A 19807-nucleotide genomic window follows, 5' to 3' on the forward strand; every position below is an offset into this window, starting at 1 on the left:
GGGCGGGATCGGGGTGGTGGTTCGGGAACGTGCCGTCGATGTCGGTGAAGCGCTCGACGAGTTCGCAGCCAAGCGCCTTGAACAGGCGCGTCGCGAGCGGGCCCGCGACGCCGTTGCCGGCGTCGACGACGAGCTTCAGCGGCCGCGCGAGCTTCACGTCGCCGACGATGCGCGCGATGTACTGATCCGCGACGTCGATTGCTTCATACGTGCCGCTGCCCGTCTCGAACCGCTCGTCGACGATGCGGCGGTACAGCGCCTGGATCTGCTCGCCGTAGATTGCGGCGCCGCGCAGCACCATCTTGAAGCCGTTGTAGTCGGGCGGGTTGTGGCTGCCCGTGACGACGATGCACGAATCGACGCGGCGCTCGCCGCCCTTCAGCGCGAGCGGCACGTTCGCCGCGAAATAACCGACCGGCGTCGGCACCATGCCGACGTCGACGACGTCGACCCCGGCCGCACGCAGGCCGTCGGCCAGCGCGCCGACCAGCTCCGGTCCGGACAGGCGGCCGTCGCGCGCGACGACGACCGCATCGCCGCCCTGCGCACGCACTTCGCTGCCGAATGCCCGGCCGATCCCGCGCGCCGTGTCGACGTCGAGGGTCTTGCCGACCACGCCACGAATGTCATATGCCTTGAAGATGGATTGGGAGATCATCGATTCTCTTCTCTCGGTTGCGTGCATGAAAAATTGTCTGGCTTGCGCGGCCGCCGCTCGCGGGTGCCGCGCATGATACATGCCTGCCGGCGGAACACGGGGCGCAACGGCTGGAGCGGCCGCGATCCCACTTATAATCGCGGGTTTCGATGACGCGCATGTCGCCCATTTTAATGCCTAGCCGCCCCGCCGCCGCCCACCTGCCGCCTCCGGCCGCCCCTCGCGCGCGCCGCCGCTGCCGCGCATGCTGAAGCGCTTCGGCAACCCGGACGTCGCGAAGGCCGTCGCGAACCTCGTCTGGCTGGGGCTCGAACGGCTCACCCAGATCGGCGTCGCGATCGCGATCAGCGGCCTGCTGGCCCGTTATTTCGGGCCAGATCTGTTCGGCAAATGGCAGTATGCGAATACGCTTCTCCTGGTACTGGCGCCGCTCACCTGGGTGTGCGGCGCGGAAATCCTCGTCCCGACCATCGTCCAGCGCCCGCCCGCGCAGCTCGGCGCGGTGCTCGGCAGCGCGTTCGTGCTGCGCATCGCCGTGTCGGCCGCCGCGCTCGCCGCGACCTGGATCGCGATCGCCGCGGGCGCCTTCGACCCGCTGGTCGGCGCGATGCTCGCGGGCCTCGCGGTCACGATGGTGTTCCGCGAGCCGTTCGTCGGCGTGATCAACGCGTGGCTGCAGAGCATGACCTACAGCAAGCCGCAGCTCGTCACCAGCATGGTCACCGCGCTCGCCAAGGCGCTGCTCGTCTGGCTGCTGGTCCGCGCGGCCGCCGGCCCCGCCCGCTTCGCGTGGCTGTGGGCGCTGGAAGCCGCCGCGATCGGCTTCGCGCTGCTGCTGTACTACCGCCATCGTAACGGCGGTGCGCTCGGCTGGACGTTCGACAAGCCGCTGTTCCGGCACTTTGCAACGGCCGGCACCGTGTTCTGGCTCGGCCTCATCTGCATGTACCTGTTCCTGAAGCTCGACCGCCTGATGCTCGAGCGCCACGTGTCGTTCGCCGATCTCGGCCGCTATTCGGCCGCGCAGCAGCTCAACGAGAACTGGATCACGCTCGCGCTGATGCTCGCGCAGACGATCGCGCCCGCCTTCGTCTACCGCGTGCAGGACGTCGCGCGGCTGCGCCGCAACATCGTCCGGCTGATCGCGATGACGGCCGGCCTGATGACGGCCGGCGCGCTCGTGCTCGACGCCGCCGCCCCGCTGATCGTCGGCAAGGTGTTCGGCCGCGGCTACGAGGCGTCGGTCGACATCTTCCGCTGGGCCGTCTGGCTGTCCGTGCCGGCCGGCATCGAGGCGATAGGCAATCTTATCGTTCTCAAATATCAAGCAAAATTCGTGTTGCTGTCGAAATGGCTGCTCGCGCTGGCCATCGCCGCGCTCGTCAACCTGTTCGCGATCCCGCGGCTCGGCCTGTACGGCGCGCTCGTCGGGCTGGCGGCCGGCTACCTGGCCGCGGCCGCCGTCAACTTTTATTACATCCGTTTCAAGCTGCGAACATGACGTCCCCTGCTTGCCCGACCCCGCTCGACGACGTGGCCGTGCTGATGCCGGCCTACAACGGGCACGACGACGTCGTCCGGACCCTCGCGTCGTTTCGCGAGGACGCGCCCGTGCACGTGCTGATCGTCGACGACGGCAGCACGCCGCCGATCGTCGCGCCCGATCTGCCGGGCCTGTCGATCGACGTGCTGCGCATGCCCCGGAACGGCGGCATCGAACGCGCGCTGGCGGCCGGCATCGACGCGCTCGCGGCACGCGGCTTCCGCTACGCGGCCCGTATCGATGCGGGCGATCTCGCCGCGCCGCAGCGCCTCGCGAAGGAGCGCGCCTATCTCGGCACCCATCCGCGCGTAGCCTGCGTCGGCATGTGGACGCAGGTCGTGTCGCGCGCCGGCGAGCCGCGCTTCATGCTGACGCCGGCCGCCGATCCGCGCACGCTGCGCCGCACGCGCTTCCTGCGCTCGCCGCTCGTGCATCCGTCTGTGATGTTGCGCATCGACGCCGTGCGCGAAGTGGGCAACTATCGGGCAAAGTACCGCGCGGCCGAGGATCTCGATCTTTTTTTACGGTTAATGCAACGCTACGATTGCGCGAACCTGCCGGAACTCGGCCTGTATTACGAGCTTAACGAGGGCGGGATCAGCGCGACCAAACGCCGGCGCCAGCTGGTGTCGACGCTCACGCTGCTGCTGCGCCACTTCAACGTGCTGAACCCGTACGACTGGGCCGGCCTCGCCAAGAACCTGCTGCATTTCGTGACGCCGTACCGTACGCTGCAGCGCATCAAGCAGACGCTGTTCGCCGCGCGGCCGTCCGCCTGACGTGCATCCGGCCCGTTCGGCAATTTCGACGCTTTATTTTTTCTTTTTTTCATGTCCGCCACCTCCCCGCTGCGCATCGCACTCGTCTGCAACACGGCCTGGGCGATCCATACGTATCGCCACGGGCTGATCCGTGCGCTCGTCGCGCGCGGCGCCGAGGTCGTCGTGATCGCGCCGCACGATCGCACCGTGCCGTTGCTCGAGCAGATGGGCTGCCGCTACGTGGCGCTCGCGGTCGCGTCGAAAGGCACGAGCCCGCGCGAGGATCTCGGCACGCTCGCCGCGCTGGTGCGCCACTATCGCGCGCTGCGGCCCGACCTCGTGTTCCATTACACGATCAAGCCGAACATCTACGGCTCGGTGGCCGCGTGGCTCGCGCGCGTGCCGTCGATCGCGGTGACGACGGGCCTCGGCTACGTGTTTATCCAGAAGAGCCGCGCGGCGAGCGTCGCGAAGCGCCTGTACCGGTTCGCGTTCCGCTTCCCGCGTGAAGTGTGGTTCCTGAACCGCGACGATCTCGCGACCTTCACCGACGAGCGCTTGCTCGCGCACCCCGATCGCGCACGGCTGCTGCACGGCGAAGGCGTCGATCTCGAACAGTTCGCGCCCGTGCCGCTGCCCGCCGGCGACGCGCCCGTGTTCATCCTGATCGGCCGGCTGCTGTGGGACAAGGGCGTGCGCGAATACGTGGAGGCCGCGCGTCTCGTGCGCGAGCGCTTCCCGAACGCGCGCTTCCAGTTGCTCGGGCCGCTCGGCGTCGACAATCCGAGCGCGATCGGCCGCGCGGATGTCGACGCGTGGGTCGACGAAGGCATCGTCGAATATCTCGGCGAAGCGCACGACGTGCGACCGCACATCGCGGCGGCCGACTGCGTCGTGCTGCCGTCGTACCGCGAAGGCGTGCCGCGCACGCTGATGGAAGCATCGGCGATGGGCCGCCCGATCGTCGCGACCGACGTGCCGGGCTGCCGCGACGTCGTCGCCGACGGCGAAACAGGTTACCTGTGCCGTGTGCGCGACAGCGCGAGCCTCGCCGAACAATTGAATCGCATGATCGCGCTCGGGCCGCAAGGCCGGGCGACGATGGGCGCACGCGGCCGGCACAAGGTCGCGGCGGAATTCGACGAACAGCAGGTCGTCGAACGCTACAGGGAGACCATCCATTCGTTGACAGGATTCACACTCTGAAGGAGCGCATCAGCAATGACCGCTAAAGGCACCATCCTCGTTACCGGCGGCGCGGGCTATATCGGCTCGCACACGACCGTCGAGCTGCTCGACAACGGCTACGACGTCGTGATCGTCGACAACCTCGTCAACAGCAAGGCCGAATCGGTGCGCCGGATCGAGCGGATCACGGGCAAGACGCCTGCGTTCCACCAGGTCGACGTGTGCGACGAAGCCGCGCTCGCGAAAGTGTTCGACGCGCATCCGATCACCGGCACGATTCATTTCGCGGCGCTCAAGGCTGTCGGCGAATCGGTCGCGAAGCCGCTCGAGTACTACCAGAACAACATCGGCGGGCTGCTCGCCGTGCTCAAGGTCATGCGCGAGCGCAACGTCAGGCAGTTCGTGTTCAGCTCGTCCGCGACCGTGTACGGCGTGCCCGAGCGCTCGCCGATCGACGAATCGTTCCCGCTGTCCGCGACGAACCCGTACGGCCAGTCGAAGCTGATCGCCGAACAGATTCTGCGCGATCTCGAAGTCTCGGACCCGTCGTGGCGGATCGCGACGCTGCGCTACTTCAACCCGGTCGGCGCGCACGCGAGCGGGCTGATCGGCGAGGATCCGGCCGGCATCCCGAACAACCTGATGCCGTATGTCGCGCAAGTCGCGGTCGGCAAGCTGGAAAAGCTGCGCGTGTTCGGCTCGGACTACCCGACGCCGGACGGCACCGGCGTGCGCGACTACATCCACGTCGTCGATCTCGCGAAGGGGCACATCGCCGCACTCGACGCGCTCGCGAAGCGCGACGCGAGCTTCGTCGTGAACCTCGGCACCGGGCAAGGCTACAGCGTGCTCGAAGTGGTGCGCGCGTTCGAGAAGGCGTCGGGTCGCCCGGTGCCGTACGAACTCGTCGCGCGCCGCCCGGGCGACATCGCCGAGTGCTATGCGAACCCGCAGGCTGCGGCCGACATCATCGGCTGGCGCGCGACGCTCGGCATCGAGGAAATGTGTGCCGACCACTGGCGATGGCAGGAGGGGAACCCGCGCGGTTTTGTATAATCCGCTGTCCATTTTCCGAGCGGTCCCATGCTCAGCTTCGCGTCCGGCTTCATCGTCTCCCTGCTCGTCACGCTGTTCATCGTGCGCTACGCGCACCTTCACGAGAAATTCTCGATCGACAGCGACCTGGCCAGCGTGCAGAAATTCCATGTGCGGCCGGTGCCGCGGGTGGGCGGCATCGGGATCCTCGCCGGGGTCGTCGTTGCCGCGCTGGTGCTGTTCCGGCGCTATCCGACGATCTCCGGCAGCATTCTCGGGATCGTTGCGTGCGGGATGCCGGCTTTCCTGTCCGGTCTCGTCGAGGATCTGACCAAGCGCGTGTCGCCGCGCGCGCGGCTGCTCTGCACGATGGGCGCGGCCGCGCTCGCATTCTGGCTGATGCACATCGCGGTCACGCGCATCAGCGTGCCGCCGCTCGACTTCCTGCTCGGCTACGTCGCCATCTCGGCGTTCGTCACCGTGCTCGCGGTCGCCGCGCTCGCGAATGCGATCAACATCATCGACGGCTTCAACGGGCTCGCGTCGATGGTCAGCTTCATGATGTTCGCGTCGCTCGCGTATGTCGCATTCCACGTCAACGACCCGGTCGTGATGTCCGCGTCGATCATCATGATGGGCGCCGTGCTCGGCTTCTTCCTGTGGAATTTCCCGGCCGGGTTGATCTTCCTCGGCGACGGCGGCGCGTATTTCATCGGCTTCATGCTCGCGGAACTCGCGATCATGCTCGTGATGCGCAACCGCGAAGTGTCCGCGTGGTACCCGGTGCTGCTGTTCATGTATCCGATCTTCGAGACCTGCTTCTCGATCTACCGGAAGAAGTTCATTCGCGGGATGTCACCAGGGATTCCGGACGGCGTGCATCTGCACATGCTCGTGTACAAGCGGCTGATGCGCTGGGCCGTCGGCACGAAGCATGCGCACGACCTGACGCGGCGCAATTCGCTGACTTCACCTTATCTGTGGCTGCTGTGCCTCGTCGCGGTGATACCGGCGACGCTGTTCTGGCGGCATACGGTGCACCTGTTCGCGTTCGTCGTGCTGTTCGCGGTGACTTATGTGTGGCTTTATCTCAGCATCGTGCGGTTCAAGGCGCCGAGGTGGATGGTGGTGAGGAAGCATCGACAGAGCCGTTGAGCGATACGCTCGCTTCCGAACAAAAAAGCGCCCAGCCGGGCGCTTTTTTTACCACTCGGGTTCCGGCCTGGAGCCACGTCACCCGTTCGATGCGACGCGCACCGACGGCACACTCTGCAACACGGGAGCAACCGCCGTCTGGTATTCCGGCACCCAGCGCCGCAGGTCGCGCCGCACTTCGTCATCCGGCAGCACACGATGCTGCATCAGCCACGGCAGCAGTTCGTCGAGGAAATTGTCCGGCACTTCGCGCGCCCGGGCGATCCGCAGTTTCGGGTGCGGCGTGCGCGTCGTCGCCTCGTCGTCCGCGAGCAGTTCCTCGTAAAGCTTCTCGCCCGGCCGCAGCCCGGTGAACTCGATCCGGATCTGCTCTTCCGAGAAACCGTACAGGCGGATCAGGTCGCATGCGAGATCGACGATCTTCACCGGTTCGCCCATGTCGAGAATGAAGATCTCGCCGCCGTGCCCCATGCTCGACGCCTGCAGCACGAGCTGCGACGCTTCCGGGATCGTCATGAAGAAACGCGTGATCTCCGGATGCGTGACCGTGACCGGGCCGCCCTTCGCGATCTGCTGCTGAAACTTCGGAATCACGCTGCCCGCGCTGCCGAGCACGTTGCCGAAGCGCACCGTCTCGAACTGCGTGCGCCCGCTCGTCTGCTGCAACGCCTGGCAGGCCATTTCGGCGAGACGCTTGCTCGCGCCCATCACGTTGGTCGGATTGACCGCCTTGTCGGTCGAGATCAACACGAAGTGACGCACGTCGTGGCGGATCGCCGCCCGCGCCACGCGATAGGTGCCGAGGACATTGTTGCGCAGCGCCTGCCATGCGTTGTGCTCTTCCATCAACGGCACGTGCTTGTAGGCGGCCGCATGGAACACGATGTGCGGCGCATGGCGCGACATCACCTGATCGAGCAGCAGCGAATCTTTCGCGTCGCCGATGATCGGTAGCACGGGCAAATCCGGAAAGCGCTCGCGCAATTCCTCGGTAAGCCGGTACATCGCGTATTCCGAGAGGTCGAACGCAACGAGCTGTGCAGGCGCGAAGCGCAAGATCTGCCGGCACAGTTCGGAGCCGATCGAGCCACCCGCGCCCGTCACCATCACGACGCGGCCGCGCAGCAGTGCTTCGACGTGCGGCGTATCGATCGTCACGGCTTCGCGGCCGAGCAAATCCTCGAGATCGATGTTCCGTACCTGCGACAGGAAGCCCTGTCCCGGCATCAGCGCGGTCAGCGACGGCAGCACCATCGCCTTCACGCCGGCCCGCACGCACAGGGTCGCGACGCGACGCTGGGTTTCGACCGACGCCGACGGAATCGCGATGATCGCGTATTCGACCTTCATCGCATCGGTCCAGTGTTTGAGGTCGTTGAACGAGCCGAGCACCTTGTAGCCGTAGATTTCGCGGCCCTGCTTCGTGACGTCGTCGTCGAGCAGCCCGACGAGGCGCCACTCGCCGGAGCGCGACAGTTCCCGCGCGAGGCTCGCGCCGGCCGTGCCGGCGCCGAGCACCAGCACTGGCTTGCCTTTGCCGACAAGCCCGCCGTACAGGTAGTACTCCTTCGTCGCGCGATACAGTGCGCGCGCGCCGCCCATCGCCAGGAACAGCATCAGCGGCGACACGAGCAGCACCGAGCGGGGGATGATTGGCCGCGGCTGGAACATCACGGCACCGATCATCACGATTATGCCGCCGCCGGCCACCGCCTTCGAAATACGCATCAGGTCGGGCAGGCTCGCGAATACCCATAGCCCGCGATACAGGCCGAACCCGTGGAACATCAGTGCATAGACGGGTAGCACCCAAGTCAGCGCCATCAACGCACCGCTCAAGAAGTCATGCGGAACGCTGCCGTTGAAACGGACGAGATAGGCGAATAACCATGCGGCGACAACCGCCGTCAGGTCGAACAGGAAAGCACTCAGCGACAGCCACGACGCTCTGGATCGCAACATCGGCAGGAAACCTCAATAGTTGTTTTCGGCGGCCGCCTGAAACCGGCGCCAGCGCATGTCGATCAACCACCCGAACCATGCCAGGACGCCATACCACGCGAGGAACGACAGCCATTGCTGCAATTCGGGGCGACCCTTGGCCCACACGGCGACAATTATGCCCGCGAGCATGATGAGGTACCAATAAAGAGCGGTCCGACTGTGGCTGACGCCCGATCGGACCATTCTTTGATAATAGTGCTCGCGGTGCGCCTGCCAGAACTTTTCGCGACGTAACAAACGTCTCAGAAGTGTTACAGATGCATCAGCAATAAAGGGCGCAAATACCATCGCTGGAAACCAGATTGGCCACACGCCGGTGCGCCAACCCCAGTAACCCAATGCGCCCGCCAGGAATCCGAGCGGGATCGAGCCAGCGTCGCCAAGGAATAGCCTGGCCGGGTGGAAATTCAACAGAAGAAAGCCCAGCGCCGCGCCGGCGACCGCTGCGCCCGAGACGACGAGATCGGGCGACACCTGTGCGCCGCCGAGCGCCGCGACCGCATACCCCCCGAAGCCGAACAACGCCATGCCGCCGGCAAGCCCGTCCGCGCCGTCCATGAAGTTGTACAGGTTCGTCAGCCAGACCATAGAGAAGCCCACGCAGGCTAGCAGCCACCAGGGTGCGTCAGCCGGAAACACGACGATCAGCGCGGTCACTGCCGCGAGGTGCGCGGAAAACCGCACACGGGCCGGCAACCCGCGCCGGTCGTCGATCTGAGACATCGCGGCGAGCCCTGCCGCTGCTGCCGCGATCAGCCATAGCCGTGGCGCCAGCGAGAGTAGCGCGACGACGCATACCGGCACAATGCCCCACCCGCCGACCCGCGGCGTCGGCAGCGCATGAAGCGAGCGATCGTTCGGAACGTCGGTAGCGAGACGCCACGCGAGGCCGGTGGCGAGCAGCACACGCAGGATGGCCGTCGATGCGGCAGCAGCGGCTAGCGCCACTGCGAGCGCAGCGGGCCACGTGGATATCGGGAGATACATGGCGATTATTGTTGTGCGTCGCGCGAACGATACCACGCTGCCGTCGCTTCGAGGCCCTGCCGAGTCGTATAAGGCGGATGCCAGCCGAGCACGCGCGTGATTCTGGCCGTATCGAGCTGCAGGCTGCCGGTCAGGCGATCGATGGCCGCTCGGCGTCCGGTCGCGGCACCGATCGCCTGCAGCACGATTGGCGGAACGGGTAACAGGCGCGCGGGCTTGCCGAGCACGTCACCGACCATGCGAAGCAGGCCGGTGACCGACGGAGCGTCGTCGTCGGCGACGTGAAAGCACTCGCCGGCCGCGCGTGGGTCGGTTGCGCACTGCAACAACGCATCGGCAAGGTTGCCGACATAGACGAGACTGCGCCGCGCGGTGATCGCGCCGAACGGCAGCGGTATCCCGCGCGCCACCGCGTCCATCATCCGCAGGAAGTTCGCGCGAACGGCCGGGCCATAAACGAGCGGGGGCCGCACGATCACGATCTCGAGGCCCGACTCGGCGCCATAGGCAAGCAACGACTGCTCCGCCTCGAGCTTGGACAGGCCGTAAGGATCGCTCGGCGCGGCGGGGCACTGTTCGTCGAGCGGCGGGCGGCCCGTGCTGCTTTCCGCGATCGCCTTGACGCTGCTGACGTACACGAAGCGCGTGGCGCCCGCCTGACGGGCCGCGCGCGCGACCCGCAACGTGCCTTCGACGTTGGTCGCGCGGTAGCTCGCCTGCGGATCGACCGCGGTATCGTGCATCACGTGCACGCGTGCGGCAAGATGCACGACGCTGTCGCAGCGCATGTCCTGCATCCACCGTTCGTCGATGCCGTCAAAGTCGCTTGCATCGAGCACGCGTTCGACATCCACGTCTGGGGCGGTGCCCGCGGTGCGCACGAGCCCGACCGTTACGATACCTTCGGCGCGCAACGCACGTGCAAGCACCTTGCCGACGAATCCGCTCGCCCCGGTAATCAGGACGCGACGACTCATCGACTTCCCTCGACACGGCGTTGCCACCGGAAAATGTAAGATTCAGCGGCTTTCATCTGAACAAAACGAACGCACACCGAGCGGCGTGCCGGCCCAGCCTGCGGTCGAATCGGCGCTCCCGTTAGAACAATCAGCGCGTATTGTATGCTGCACCGGCCGCCGCGGCGGCATTCCGGGCCGGCCGCTTCCGTCGCTCGGGCGTGCGTGAACGCCATGCGAGCCGTGCTGCCAAAGGTAACAGGACGTTGCATCGCTCGACGCCATGAGTGTTTTCCTGCACGCTGTGTCGTTCGTAATCCCCGCTTTCCGCCTCCGTTTACGGCCTTTGCCGACGCTTTGTATGCGCCCCCGGCAACGCGCCCCATTCTCAGCCGTCCCGTGCGCACCTACAATGTGAACTTTTTCGGGCCCCGGAATTCGCGGATGTAGTATCTCGTCACACATGCGGATAATTGGGTCTAAATCAGAATTCCAGAGATCGAGCCGTCTATGAAAGTGCTGTTTGCCACGTATCCGATGGCGTTCCATACCCCCGGCGGCGGAGAAATCCAGTTATTGGCCTATCGCAAGCATCTGCCTGCTCATGGCGTGGATGTGACGCTTCTCGACCCCTGGAACCCGCGTTTTCTCGAACACGACGTGGTCCATTTCTTTTCGTGCGTCGGCGGCTCGGTACATTTCTGCAACTTCGTCAAGCAACTGCAACTGCCGCTCGTCGTGTCGTCGAGCCTGTGGGTCACCGAGGACACGAAGCACCTGTACCCGATGGGCGAAATCCATCACCAGTTCTCCCTCGCCGACCGCGTCGTGACCAATTCGGACATCGAATCCGATACGCTCGCACGCGTGTTCGAACTGCCGCGCGAAAAGTTCGTCAGTGTGCTCAACGGCGTCGAACCGATTTTCTACGACCGCCAGCCCGCATCGGCATTCAGGGACGCGTTCGACCTGCGCGGACGCTTCATTCTGAACGTCGGCAATATCGAGCCGCGCAAGAACCAGCTCGCGCTCGTTCGTGCCATGAAATCGTTCCCCGAACTGAAGCTCGTGTTGATCGGGCATCAGCGCGATCAGGCCTACGCACGTGCCTGTCTCGAAGAGGGCGGCGACCAGGTCATCTATCTGGGCGCACTGCCGCACGAGTCGCCGGTCCTGCGTGCCGCCTACGCGGCGTGCGAGGTGTTCTGTCTGCCCAGCACGCTAGAAACGCCCGGACTGGCAGCCCTCGAAGCACATGCGGCGGGCGCGCGCATCGCGATCACGCAAGTCGGCTCAACGCAAGAGTATTTCGGAAACCACGTGACGTATCTCGATCCGAACGACGTCTCCAGCATCGCCCAGTCGATCCGGCTCGCCATGACGCTCGAACCCGTCGCCGCACGTCCCGAACGGGACCTGTCGTGGCAGGCCGTGCTCGCCCCGTTGAAGACCCTCTACACGTCGCTTTCGACGGCATGATTGTCGTGATCCACGCAGCCAGCTACGCCGAACGCACTGTACGCTCGTCGTCCTGATCCGCACGCTGCGCGCGCGAGGCAGTCTCCCGCCGCCCCTAACAGCCATCCATCGCACTTCATCGAACATGAAACTCGAACTGCAACCGCTAAACAACGTTGAGGCCTCTTCGGATGCCGCATACTCGTGGAACGCTACGACGAACGACCCGCAGTTCGCAATAGTTGGCTGGGAGCACATGCGCGGACGAACCGTCCACGTGTCGTTCACGCTGTCGACCGGCGAGATGCCGCGTACGCCGTGTATGCTTTATGTCGACAAGGGCGACGGCATGTCGGAGCAAAACGCAGTCTGGCTGCGTGTCGACGCCGACGGGAAGGTCGATCAGACCATGTCTTTCCCGTGGACTCTGCGGGCGGTGCGCTTCGATCCGATCGCGTTCGCCGGACCGTTTTCGCTCGGTGATTTCACGCTGACGGTCGACGAAGCATCGTTGCCGTTCGGTGAACCGAATGCTGCGGCGCTCGCGCAATCCGACGCTGCCGAAATAGCTGCCCCGGCACTCGCACCGACGTACGAGAACTGGATTTCGATCAACGAAGTGGCAGCGGAACGCTACCCGGCGCTGGTCGAATCGATGCAACAGTGGCATCGCCAGCCGCTGATCAGCATCGTCATGCCGACGTACAACTCTCCGGCCCAATACCTGCGCAAGGCGATCGACTCCGTGCGCAATCAGGTCTATACGAACTGGGAGCTCTGCATTGCCGACGACAAGTCGACGCAGCCCCACGTGAAGTCGATCCTCGACGAATACGCCGCACACGATCCGCGCATCAAGATTGCCTATCGCACCACCAACGGCCACATCAGCGCGGCAAGCAACAGCGCGCTGGCACTGGCCACTGGCGATTTCGTCGGCCTGCTGGATCACGACGACGAGTTGCATCCGCTCGCACTCTACTATGTCGCCGAGCTGATCGAGCAGGATCCGCAGGCCGCGCTGATCTATAGCGACGAGGACAAGCTGACGGTCGACGACCGACGTTACGAACCGTATTTCAAGTGCGACTTCAATTACGACCTCTTCCTCGGTCAGAACATGATTTCGCACTTCGGCGTGTACAAGACCGACATCTTGCGCCAGATCGGTGGATTCCGGGAAGGGCTCGAGGGTTCGCAGGACTACGACCTCGCGCTGCGCGTGATCGAGGCGATCAAGCCGGGCGCGATCCGGCACATTCCGCGCGTCCTGTATCACTGGCGCGTGCTGCCGGAGAGCACTGCATCGAGCGTCGACGCAAAACCCTATGCCGTCATCGCGGCCGGCCGCGCCGTTCAGGAGCACCTGACGCGATGCAACATCGCAGCGAAGGTACAGTCCGCCGATGGCGCATCGATGTACCAGCGGGTCATCTACACGTTGCCGGAAAACGAACCGCTCGTCGAAATCATCATCCCGACCCGCGACGGAGCGGGCCTCGTCAGACAATGCATCGACTCGATCCGGAACCTGACGACGTACAGAAACTACCGGATCACTATCATCGACAACGGTTCGGAAAAGCTGGAAACCTTCGAGCTGTTCAAGAGTTACGACAGCGATTCGCGTATCCGTGTGGTGCGTGACGACTCGCCGTTCAACTATTCGGCGTTGAACAATCGCGTCGCGCTCGCGAGCAGCGCTGATTTCGTGTGTCTGCTGAACAACGACATCGAAGTCATCACGCCAGACTGGCTGAGCGAACTCGTGTCGATCGCGCTGCAGGACGGCGTAGGTGCCGTGGGTGCCAAACTGCTCTACCCCGACGATACGATCCAGCACGCCGGTGTGTTCCTCGGCATGGGCGGGCTCGCCGGCCACGGCCACAAGCACCTGCCGCGCCACGCGCCCGGCTACTTCTGCCGCGCGGCACTGCGCAACGCGGTCAGTGCGGTGACGGCAGCCTGCCTCGTGATCCGCACGAGCATCTATCGCGAGGTAAACGGTCTCGATGAGGGCCTCGTCGTCGCGTTCAACGACGTCGATTTCTGCCTGCGCGTACGCGAAGCCGGCTACCGCAACGTGTGGACGCCGTTCGCCGAGCTGTATCACCACGAATCCGTATCGCGCGGCTACGAAGACACGCCAGAGAAGATGGAGCGCTTCGTGAAGGAAATCGATTTCGTAAAGAATCGCTGGGGCGATGCGCTTTGGAACGACCCGTTCTACTCGCCGAACCTTTCCATCGATTCGACGGAATTCGTGATCACGATGAGCCCGCGTCTTGCCAATGCCGAATAACACCATGCACTTGACCAGAGACTGGGCGACCGAACACAGACATCCGTCACCCGACGCGCTTTTCTCGCTGCCGAATGCGGTCTACTTCCTGCTGAAGTTCCGATCCGATCTCGCGTCCTTCGAACACCGCACTGTCGAAGGCCGGGTGACGCTGTATTTCTGGTGGAAGGCTTATGGTGAGCGTGACTATCCGGACTTCGAATGGCTGCTGGACGACGCGGATACCGCGTACATGCAGCAACTGAGCATCACGACACTGCTCGAGAAATTCCCCCGCGCGGTGAGCTTCTGGCTGGCTGGCCACGCGACTGGCCTGCTGGATGACCGCGCCCTGCTCGACGCACTGCTCGAGAGCGACTTGGCGATCGGGCCGACCCAGGCGCGGCTGCCGCGCTTCATGTCTCTGCTCGTCGATTCCCGTGCGGATTTGCGCGCGCACATCGATCTCGGCACCTTCTCCGGCCAGCTTGCGTCCCTGAGCTGGTGGGAAACGCACGGCCAGTTCGAGTATCCGCGACTGTCCTGGTCATCCAGCCCCGTATGGGATCGGCTGAACGAACTGGGCCTCGAGCAGGAGTCAACTTCCATTGGCGTTCCCGCGTTCCTGGAACTGCTCGTCGACAGTCGCGCCGATCTGCGCGCGAACCTCGACACGAAGACCTTCGGTGGCCGCTTCAGCGCGCTGCTCTGGTGGGGCGAACACGGCCGATTCGAATACCCGCGGCTCGTATGGCAGACGCAACCCGTCATCAATCGCCTGAACGAGATCGAGCCCGGCGATCAGGGGACGCTCATCGACGTCCCCCGTTTTCTGGCGCCCCTGGTCGACAGCCGTGAGGACTTGCGTCTGCAGTTCGACCTGTCGACGTTTACCGGCCGCCTGAACATGCTGTTCTGGTGGAATGCGCACAGCAAGCGCGCGTACCCGCGACTGCGCTGGTCGACCGCACGGATCTTCGATCGGCTTAACGAGCTCGACGACGGCGATACGCGCGGCCTGTTCCGCGTCCCGGCGTTCCTGTCGCGGCTGATCGACAGCCGTCCCGATCTGCGACCTCTGTTCGACGTCGAAACGTTCCAGGGACGGCTCAATGCGATGAGATGGTGGACCGAGCACGGCAAGCGCGAATATCCGGGGCTCGAATGGCACGTCCAGGACAGCGTCGACGACTTGATGCAGACAGCCGCGCCATCCGGCGCGGCGATCGCCCTGCCCCGTTTCCTCGCGTCGATTCATGCGAGCCGGCCGGATCTGGTGGCTGCCTTCGACGTTGCGACGGCAGACGGCGCACGCGCGCTGGTCGCCTGGTGGCAAGCGTGCGGCAAGAACGAATATCCGCTCCTCCAGCAACTCGACGTGGTGGTGCCCGTCGGCAGCGAGCAGCCCGTCGTCTCGATCAGCGGTGGCTCGCTGCACGCGCTCGCGCGCCCGTTCGGCGTGAATATCGTCGGCTTCCCGCAGGGCGTCCTCGGCCTCGGCGAGGACGCGCGGATGGCCGCGCAAGCAATGCAGCTCGGCGGTTTCGACGTGGCGCTCGTCAACGCGCCGATGAGCGGCCCGGGCAGGATCGACATGTCGATGAACCATTTGCTGCGCGACGATCTCGCGTATCAGGTCAGCCTGTTCTGCCTTCCGCCGCCCGAAATGGTCCGACTTACGCTCGAAGGCGGACGCCGGCTCGTCGAATCGGACACCTACCGAATCGGCGCATGGCCGTGGGAGTTGCCTCACTGGCCGAGCGCGTTCGGCCCGGCGGATGCATTCGTCGACGAGATCTGGGCTCAGAGCCATTTCGTCGAAGCCGCCTATACGCGGCTCGGCTCGCCCCGCGTACGGCATATGCCGATGGCCGTCGTGATCCCTGAGCCCCGCGAGATCAATCGAAAGCGCTTCGGTCTGCCCGAGCATGACTTCCTGTTCTACCTGATGTTCGACGGCAACTCGTGGCTGACACGGAAAAACCCGGTCGCCGGCGTGATGGCATTCAAGCAGGCATTCGCCCGGGAGAAGAGCGGTGTCGGTCTCGTCGTCAAGGCAATGAACGTGCGCGACGACGATCCGACATGGCGGCAGGTCCGCGAGCTGGCCGTCGCGGATGACCGTATCCATATCGTGTCCGAACGACTCGACCGGCAGGACACGATCGACTTCATGGCAAGTTGCGACGCCTATGTTTCGCTGCACCGCAGCGAAGGCTTCGGCCGCGTCATAGCCGAAGCGATGGCGCTGGGCCAGCCGGTCATCGCGACCAATTTCTCCGGCAACGTCGATTTCTGCGACGAGGAAACGTCGCTCCTGGTCGAAGGCGAACTTGTACCGCTGCGTGCCGGCGACTATCTGTTCCATGAAGGGCAATACTGGTGCGATCCCGACATCGGAATCGCGGCCGAACAGATTGCGCGGGCGTTCGGCGACGCAGCGCTGCGCGAACGTATTGCCCGCGCGGGTCGCGCGCGCATCGAACGGGATTATTCGATGGCCGCCGTTGCGCGTGCCTATGAACAGCGCCTGAACGATATCCGGCAGATGGTGGCGAGCCAATGAGACTGCTGATCTGCGCCCCCGACATTTTCGACGGCGACGCCGTTGGCAATCATTGTCTCGGACTGGCCGAGACGGCTGCTCGTGCCGGTTGGAATCCGCGCACGTACGCGCAGTGCTTCGATGCCGCGACACCCCACGTGCATCCCATCGAATCGCTATTTGACGACGTGACGAGCGACGATCTGCTGTTCGTCAGTTATTCGATTTTCGATCCTTACCTCGAACGGTTGCTCGCGCTGCCGTGCCGGAAGATCTGCTATTTCCATGGCGTCACCGATCCCGCCCTCCTGCGTGAATTCGAGCCTGTCACGGCCGGATACTGTGAGCAGGCGCTCGCGCAACTCCCGCAGCTGGCGAAATTCGATACCGTCGTGGCAAATTCTGCCTATGTGGCGCGCGGTCTCGCGGATCACGTCGACGTGTCGGATATCGTCGTCATTCCGCCCGTGTTCACGAACTTGCCGACCTTCCGGTACAACAGGGCCGTACTCCATCCACACACTGGATTCAACATGCTGGTGCTGGGCCGCGTCGTCCCGCACAAGCGCGTCGAAGATGCGATCGAGGTACTCGCGCGGGTAGTCGCCGATGGCGTCGACGCGACGATGACGATCGTCGGCAGCATGCCGAACTACGAATATAGCAAGCTCCTCCTCAAGCGCGCGCGCACGCTCGACGTCTTGGCCCGTGTCGATTTCACGGGCATGGTCGACGACGCCGATCTGCTTTCCAGCTACGACCGTGCGTCGCTCCTGCTGTCGATGAGCCGGCACGAAGGGTTCTGCATCCCCGCGCTCGAGGCTATGTACCGCGGCATACCAGCAGTGGTGCGGGCCGGACACGCCGCGGCCGAAGTGGTAGGTGACGCCGGGCTCGTGATCGGCGAATCCGAAACGGTCGACCAGGTCGCAGGGCGAATCGTCACACTGCGCGCCGACACGGTGAGCTGGGGTGCATTGACGAATCGCGCGCGCGCGCGCGCGGGCGAATTGCTCAAACTGACCGCATCCCGGCACTGGGAACGCGTGCTCGAGCGCGCCTTGCACGGCAAGGAGGCGTCGTGAACGTTTCGCGACATCGCGGCGCCGTCCGTGGCCGCCGGACCGGGTACGTCGATACGGGCGGAACAGAAATGCCGGTCTTTACCAGAAAGGGGCGTCGCACATGAGCGGCATGAAGATACTATTGACCACTTACAGCACGGCGTTTGCAACCAGCGGCGGCGGCGAATCCGAGATGGTCCAGGTGGCGGAAATCCTCAACGCATCCGGCGTGCATGCGGACATCTACGGCATCGGCAGCCGCCCGTTCAGCTTCTACGACAGCATCATGCATTTCTCGGTGCACGCGGATGGCGACGCGATGATCCGCGAAGCGCGGCACCGCGACAAGCCGATCTTCCTGTGGCCGAACGTCTGGTGGAATGAGCGACCGTCGGCATCGGAGCTCGAGCGGATCCCGAACGTTTGCGGCACGGCGACCAAACTGCTGTTCAAGTCCGAGTCGGAACTCCAGAACTTCAGCCGTTACGTGGACGTGCCCGCGGGCAAGGCGGAGATCGTTCCGGCGTGCGTATCGCAGCGCTTCCTGGCCCCCACCGATCGCGATCTCGCCTCGGCGGTGTGCAGCGCAAGCGACTACGCGCTGTGTCTTGGCCTCATCGAGCCGATCAAGAATCAGTTGCAGCTCATCCGCGCGCTCAACGTCCTTGGCATGAACGGCGTGTTTGTCGGCGGTGCCCGCGATGACGCCTATTACGAGCAGTGTGTGCAGGAAGCGCACGCCGGCATCGTGTTCCTGCCGTTCGTGCAGCCATGCAGCGCGCTGCTCCGGTCGATCATCGACAACTGCAGCGTCATGGTCGAAGTCAGCAACGATCCACCTGGGCGCTCCAGCCTCGAAGCGGCGATCATGAAGAAGCCCATGGTGCTGGCGGATGGTCCGTGGCAACGGGAGCACTTCGGCAGCGACGTCGGGTACGCACCGCCGGACTCCGCCGAAGCGTTGGCCGCAGCAATCCGGGCGAGCCTCGACGATCCCGATCGCGACCGCAAGATTTTGGCGACGTACGAACGCACTGTCAGCCGCCACTCGGCAACGACGGTCGGGCAACAACTCGTTGAGCTACTGGAACGAGAGGACATCTGACATGAGCAGTATTCCTCGGCTGCTGGTTGTCCAGCGGATTTCGCTGTCCCATGACAAGCTGATGTCGCGGTCGATCGCCGCGCGTTTCGGCCCGCTGCTGACCTACATGGCCAATGCGGGAATGATCGAATGGGAAGAGATCGTCGAAAGCGACGTCACGATCAGCCAGTTGCGACGTTTCGATGCAGTACTCTTCAACAAGCACACGTCGGCGCGCGCGGTCGACATCATGAAGATGGCGAATGATCTCGGGTTGAAGACGATCTACGACATGGACGACTGGATCATCGACCTGCCGATGTACAGCGTCACGGATCTGAGCGACGACCTGCTCGCCAACATCATGTGGATGGTACGCCACGCGTCCGTCGCAACCGTTTCGAACCGGGTGCTCCAGGAGCGCCTCACGCGCATTCGATCAACCGTCGTCGTGATTCCGAACGGGTTCGACCATCACCTGTTCGAGCAGCACTGCGCACCCTGGCACGAAGCCCGCCCGCCGCGCATCCTGTTCTCGAACACGGACGGCATCAAGCTGGTTCATTTCAAGAAGGGCTTTCTGCGTGTCGTGTCCGAATTCATGGAACGTCATCCGGAGGCCGAACTCGATTTCTGGGGCGACCGGTTCCCGGAAATGTCGCGCATCCCCCGTTTGCGGGCGAACGGCTTCCTGGACAATGTCGCGTACAAGCAAGCGATTCGCGATGCCGGCTATCTGTTCGCGATCGTGCCGCTTGGCGGGCGCGAAGATCCGGATGCGCTGTTCTTCAACAGCTGCAAGTCCTGCATCAAGTACATCGACTACGGTAGCCTCGGCATCCCCGGTATCTATTCGCGCACGCCGGTCTACGAGGATGCGATCACGCATCGCCGGACGGCATTGCTGGTCGACAACAACGTGGACGACTGGCAAGACGCGCTGGAGGAGATGTACCGGGACCCGGCACTGCGAAACGCCCTGCGCGAGGCCGCGCATGAAGATACGCGGGCGCGCTTCGGGCTCGATCGTCCCGCGCAGACATTCATGCAACTGTTGCTCCAGGATGCGTAATTTCCGACCGATGGAA

14 protein-coding genes and 1 pseudogene are annotated in these 19807 nt (G+C 64.4%); 11 read left to right on the forward strand and 4 right to left on the reverse strand.

All coding sequences use genetic code 11. The features are described from left to right. Window positions 1-658, reverse strand: a pseudogene (locus H0X90_RS27380) (phosphomannomutase/phosphoglucomutase); the annotation flags it as partial. A gap of 244 nt (window positions 659-902) precedes the next feature. Between H0X90_RS27380 and H0X90_RS27385 the strand changes: the two are divergent. The 5 genes from H0X90_RS27385 to H0X90_RS27405 are packed head-to-tail and all read left to right on the forward strand — an operon-like array spanning window position 903 to window position 6340. Then, on the forward strand, window positions 903-2159 hold the full coding sequence (locus H0X90_RS27385) for a lipopolysaccharide biosynthesis protein (RefSeq protein WP_006485120.1): 1257 nt from the start codon (window positions 903-905) through the stop codon (window positions 2157-2159). After that, entirely contained in the window at window positions 2156-2980 is an 825-nt protein-coding gene (locus tag H0X90_RS27390; RefSeq protein WP_077190964.1) for a glycosyltransferase, read from the forward strand. Before H0X90_RS27385 ends, H0X90_RS27390 begins: the two co-directional genes overlap by 4 nt. A gap of 51 nt (window positions 2981-3031) precedes the next feature. Then, window positions 3032-4168, forward strand: coding sequence for a glycosyltransferase family 4 protein (locus tag H0X90_RS27395; RefSeq protein ID WP_059721586.1), 1137 nt, complete (start codon window positions 3032-3034; stop codon window positions 4166-4168). Window positions 4169-4183: 15 nt separating this feature from the next. Beyond that, window positions 4184-5206 (forward strand): UDP-glucose 4-epimerase GalE, encoded by a 1023-nt coding sequence (gene galE / locus H0X90_RS27400; RefSeq protein ID WP_034200914.1) that lies wholly within the window; start codon window positions 4184-4186, stop codon window positions 5204-5206. Window positions 5207-5233: 27 nt separating this feature from the next. Continuing rightward, window positions 5234-6340 carry a glycosyltransferase gene (locus H0X90_RS27405; protein WP_077190965.1) on the forward strand — a complete coding sequence of 369 codons (1107 nt, stop codon included), beginning with the start codon at window positions 5234-5236 and terminating at the stop codon, window positions 6338-6340. A gap of 78 nt (window positions 6341-6418) precedes the next feature. Here H0X90_RS27405 and H0X90_RS27410 read toward each other — a convergent pair whose 3' ends face one another. From H0X90_RS27410 to H0X90_RS27420, 3 genes are read right to left on the reverse strand one after another with little or no spacing between them, the layout of a single operon-like run. Next, window positions 6419-8302, reverse strand: coding sequence for a nucleoside-diphosphate sugar epimerase/dehydratase (locus H0X90_RS27410; protein WP_077190966.1), 1884 nt, complete (start codon window positions 8300-8302; stop codon window positions 6419-6421). Window positions 8303-8314: 12 nt separating this feature from the next. Beyond that, window positions 8315-9331 carry a glycosyltransferase family 4 protein gene (locus H0X90_RS27415; RefSeq protein ID WP_043205448.1) on the reverse strand — a complete coding sequence of 339 codons (1017 nt, stop codon included), beginning with the start codon at window positions 9329-9331 and terminating at the stop codon, window positions 8315-8317. Window positions 9332-9336: 5 nt separating this feature from the next. Then, window positions 9337-10308: an SDR family oxidoreductase gene (locus H0X90_RS27420; RefSeq protein ID WP_006496646.1), complete on the reverse strand. Its 972-nt coding sequence runs from the start codon at window positions 10306-10308 to the stop codon at window positions 9337-9339. Window positions 10309-10797: 489 nt separating this feature from the next. On the opposite strand from H0X90_RS27420, the gene H0X90_RS27425 reads away from it, so the two are divergent. From H0X90_RS27425 to H0X90_RS27450, 6 genes are all read left to right on the forward strand, one after another. Then, window positions 10798-11766 (forward strand): glycosyltransferase, encoded by a 969-nt coding sequence (locus H0X90_RS27425; protein WP_006496647.1) that lies wholly within the window; start codon window positions 10798-10800, stop codon window positions 11764-11766. A 124-nt stretch (window positions 11767-11890) separates the two neighbouring features. Further along, the gene (locus tag H0X90_RS27430; RefSeq protein ID WP_043205449.1) at window positions 11891-14047 is read left to right on the forward strand and encodes a glycosyltransferase family 2 protein; all 2157 of its coding nucleotides are present in this window, start codon (window positions 11891-11893) and stop codon (window positions 14045-14047) included. Further along, entirely contained in the window at window positions 14037-16592 is a 2556-nt protein-coding gene (locus tag H0X90_RS27435; protein WP_102898758.1) for a glycosyltransferase family 4 protein, read from the forward strand. The genes H0X90_RS27430 and H0X90_RS27435 overlap by 11 nt, the downstream gene beginning before the upstream one ends. Beyond that, window positions 16589-17656: a glycosyltransferase family 4 protein gene (locus tag H0X90_RS27440; protein ID WP_006496650.1), complete on the forward strand. Its 1068-nt coding sequence runs from the start codon at window positions 16589-16591 to the stop codon at window positions 17654-17656. Before H0X90_RS27435 ends, H0X90_RS27440 begins: the two co-directional genes overlap by 4 nt. A 100-nt stretch (window positions 17657-17756) precedes the next feature. Then, complete coding sequence (locus H0X90_RS27445) at window positions 17757-18740, forward strand: glycosyltransferase (RefSeq protein WP_043205450.1); 984 nt, start codon at window positions 17757-17759, stop codon at window positions 18738-18740. 1 nt (window position 18741) lies between these two features. Continuing rightward, a complete protein-coding gene (locus H0X90_RS27450) occupies window positions 18742-19791 on the forward strand; it encodes a glycosyltransferase (RefSeq protein WP_006496652.1) in 1050 nt (349 codons plus the stop codon). The last annotated feature ends 16 nt before the right edge of the window (window positions 19792-19807 follow it).

It is taken from the genome of Burkholderia sp. 9775_39, from assembly GCF_015712225.1.
Lineage (GTDB): Bacteria > Pseudomonadota > Gammaproteobacteria > Burkholderiales > Burkholderiaceae > Burkholderia > Burkholderia cenocepacia.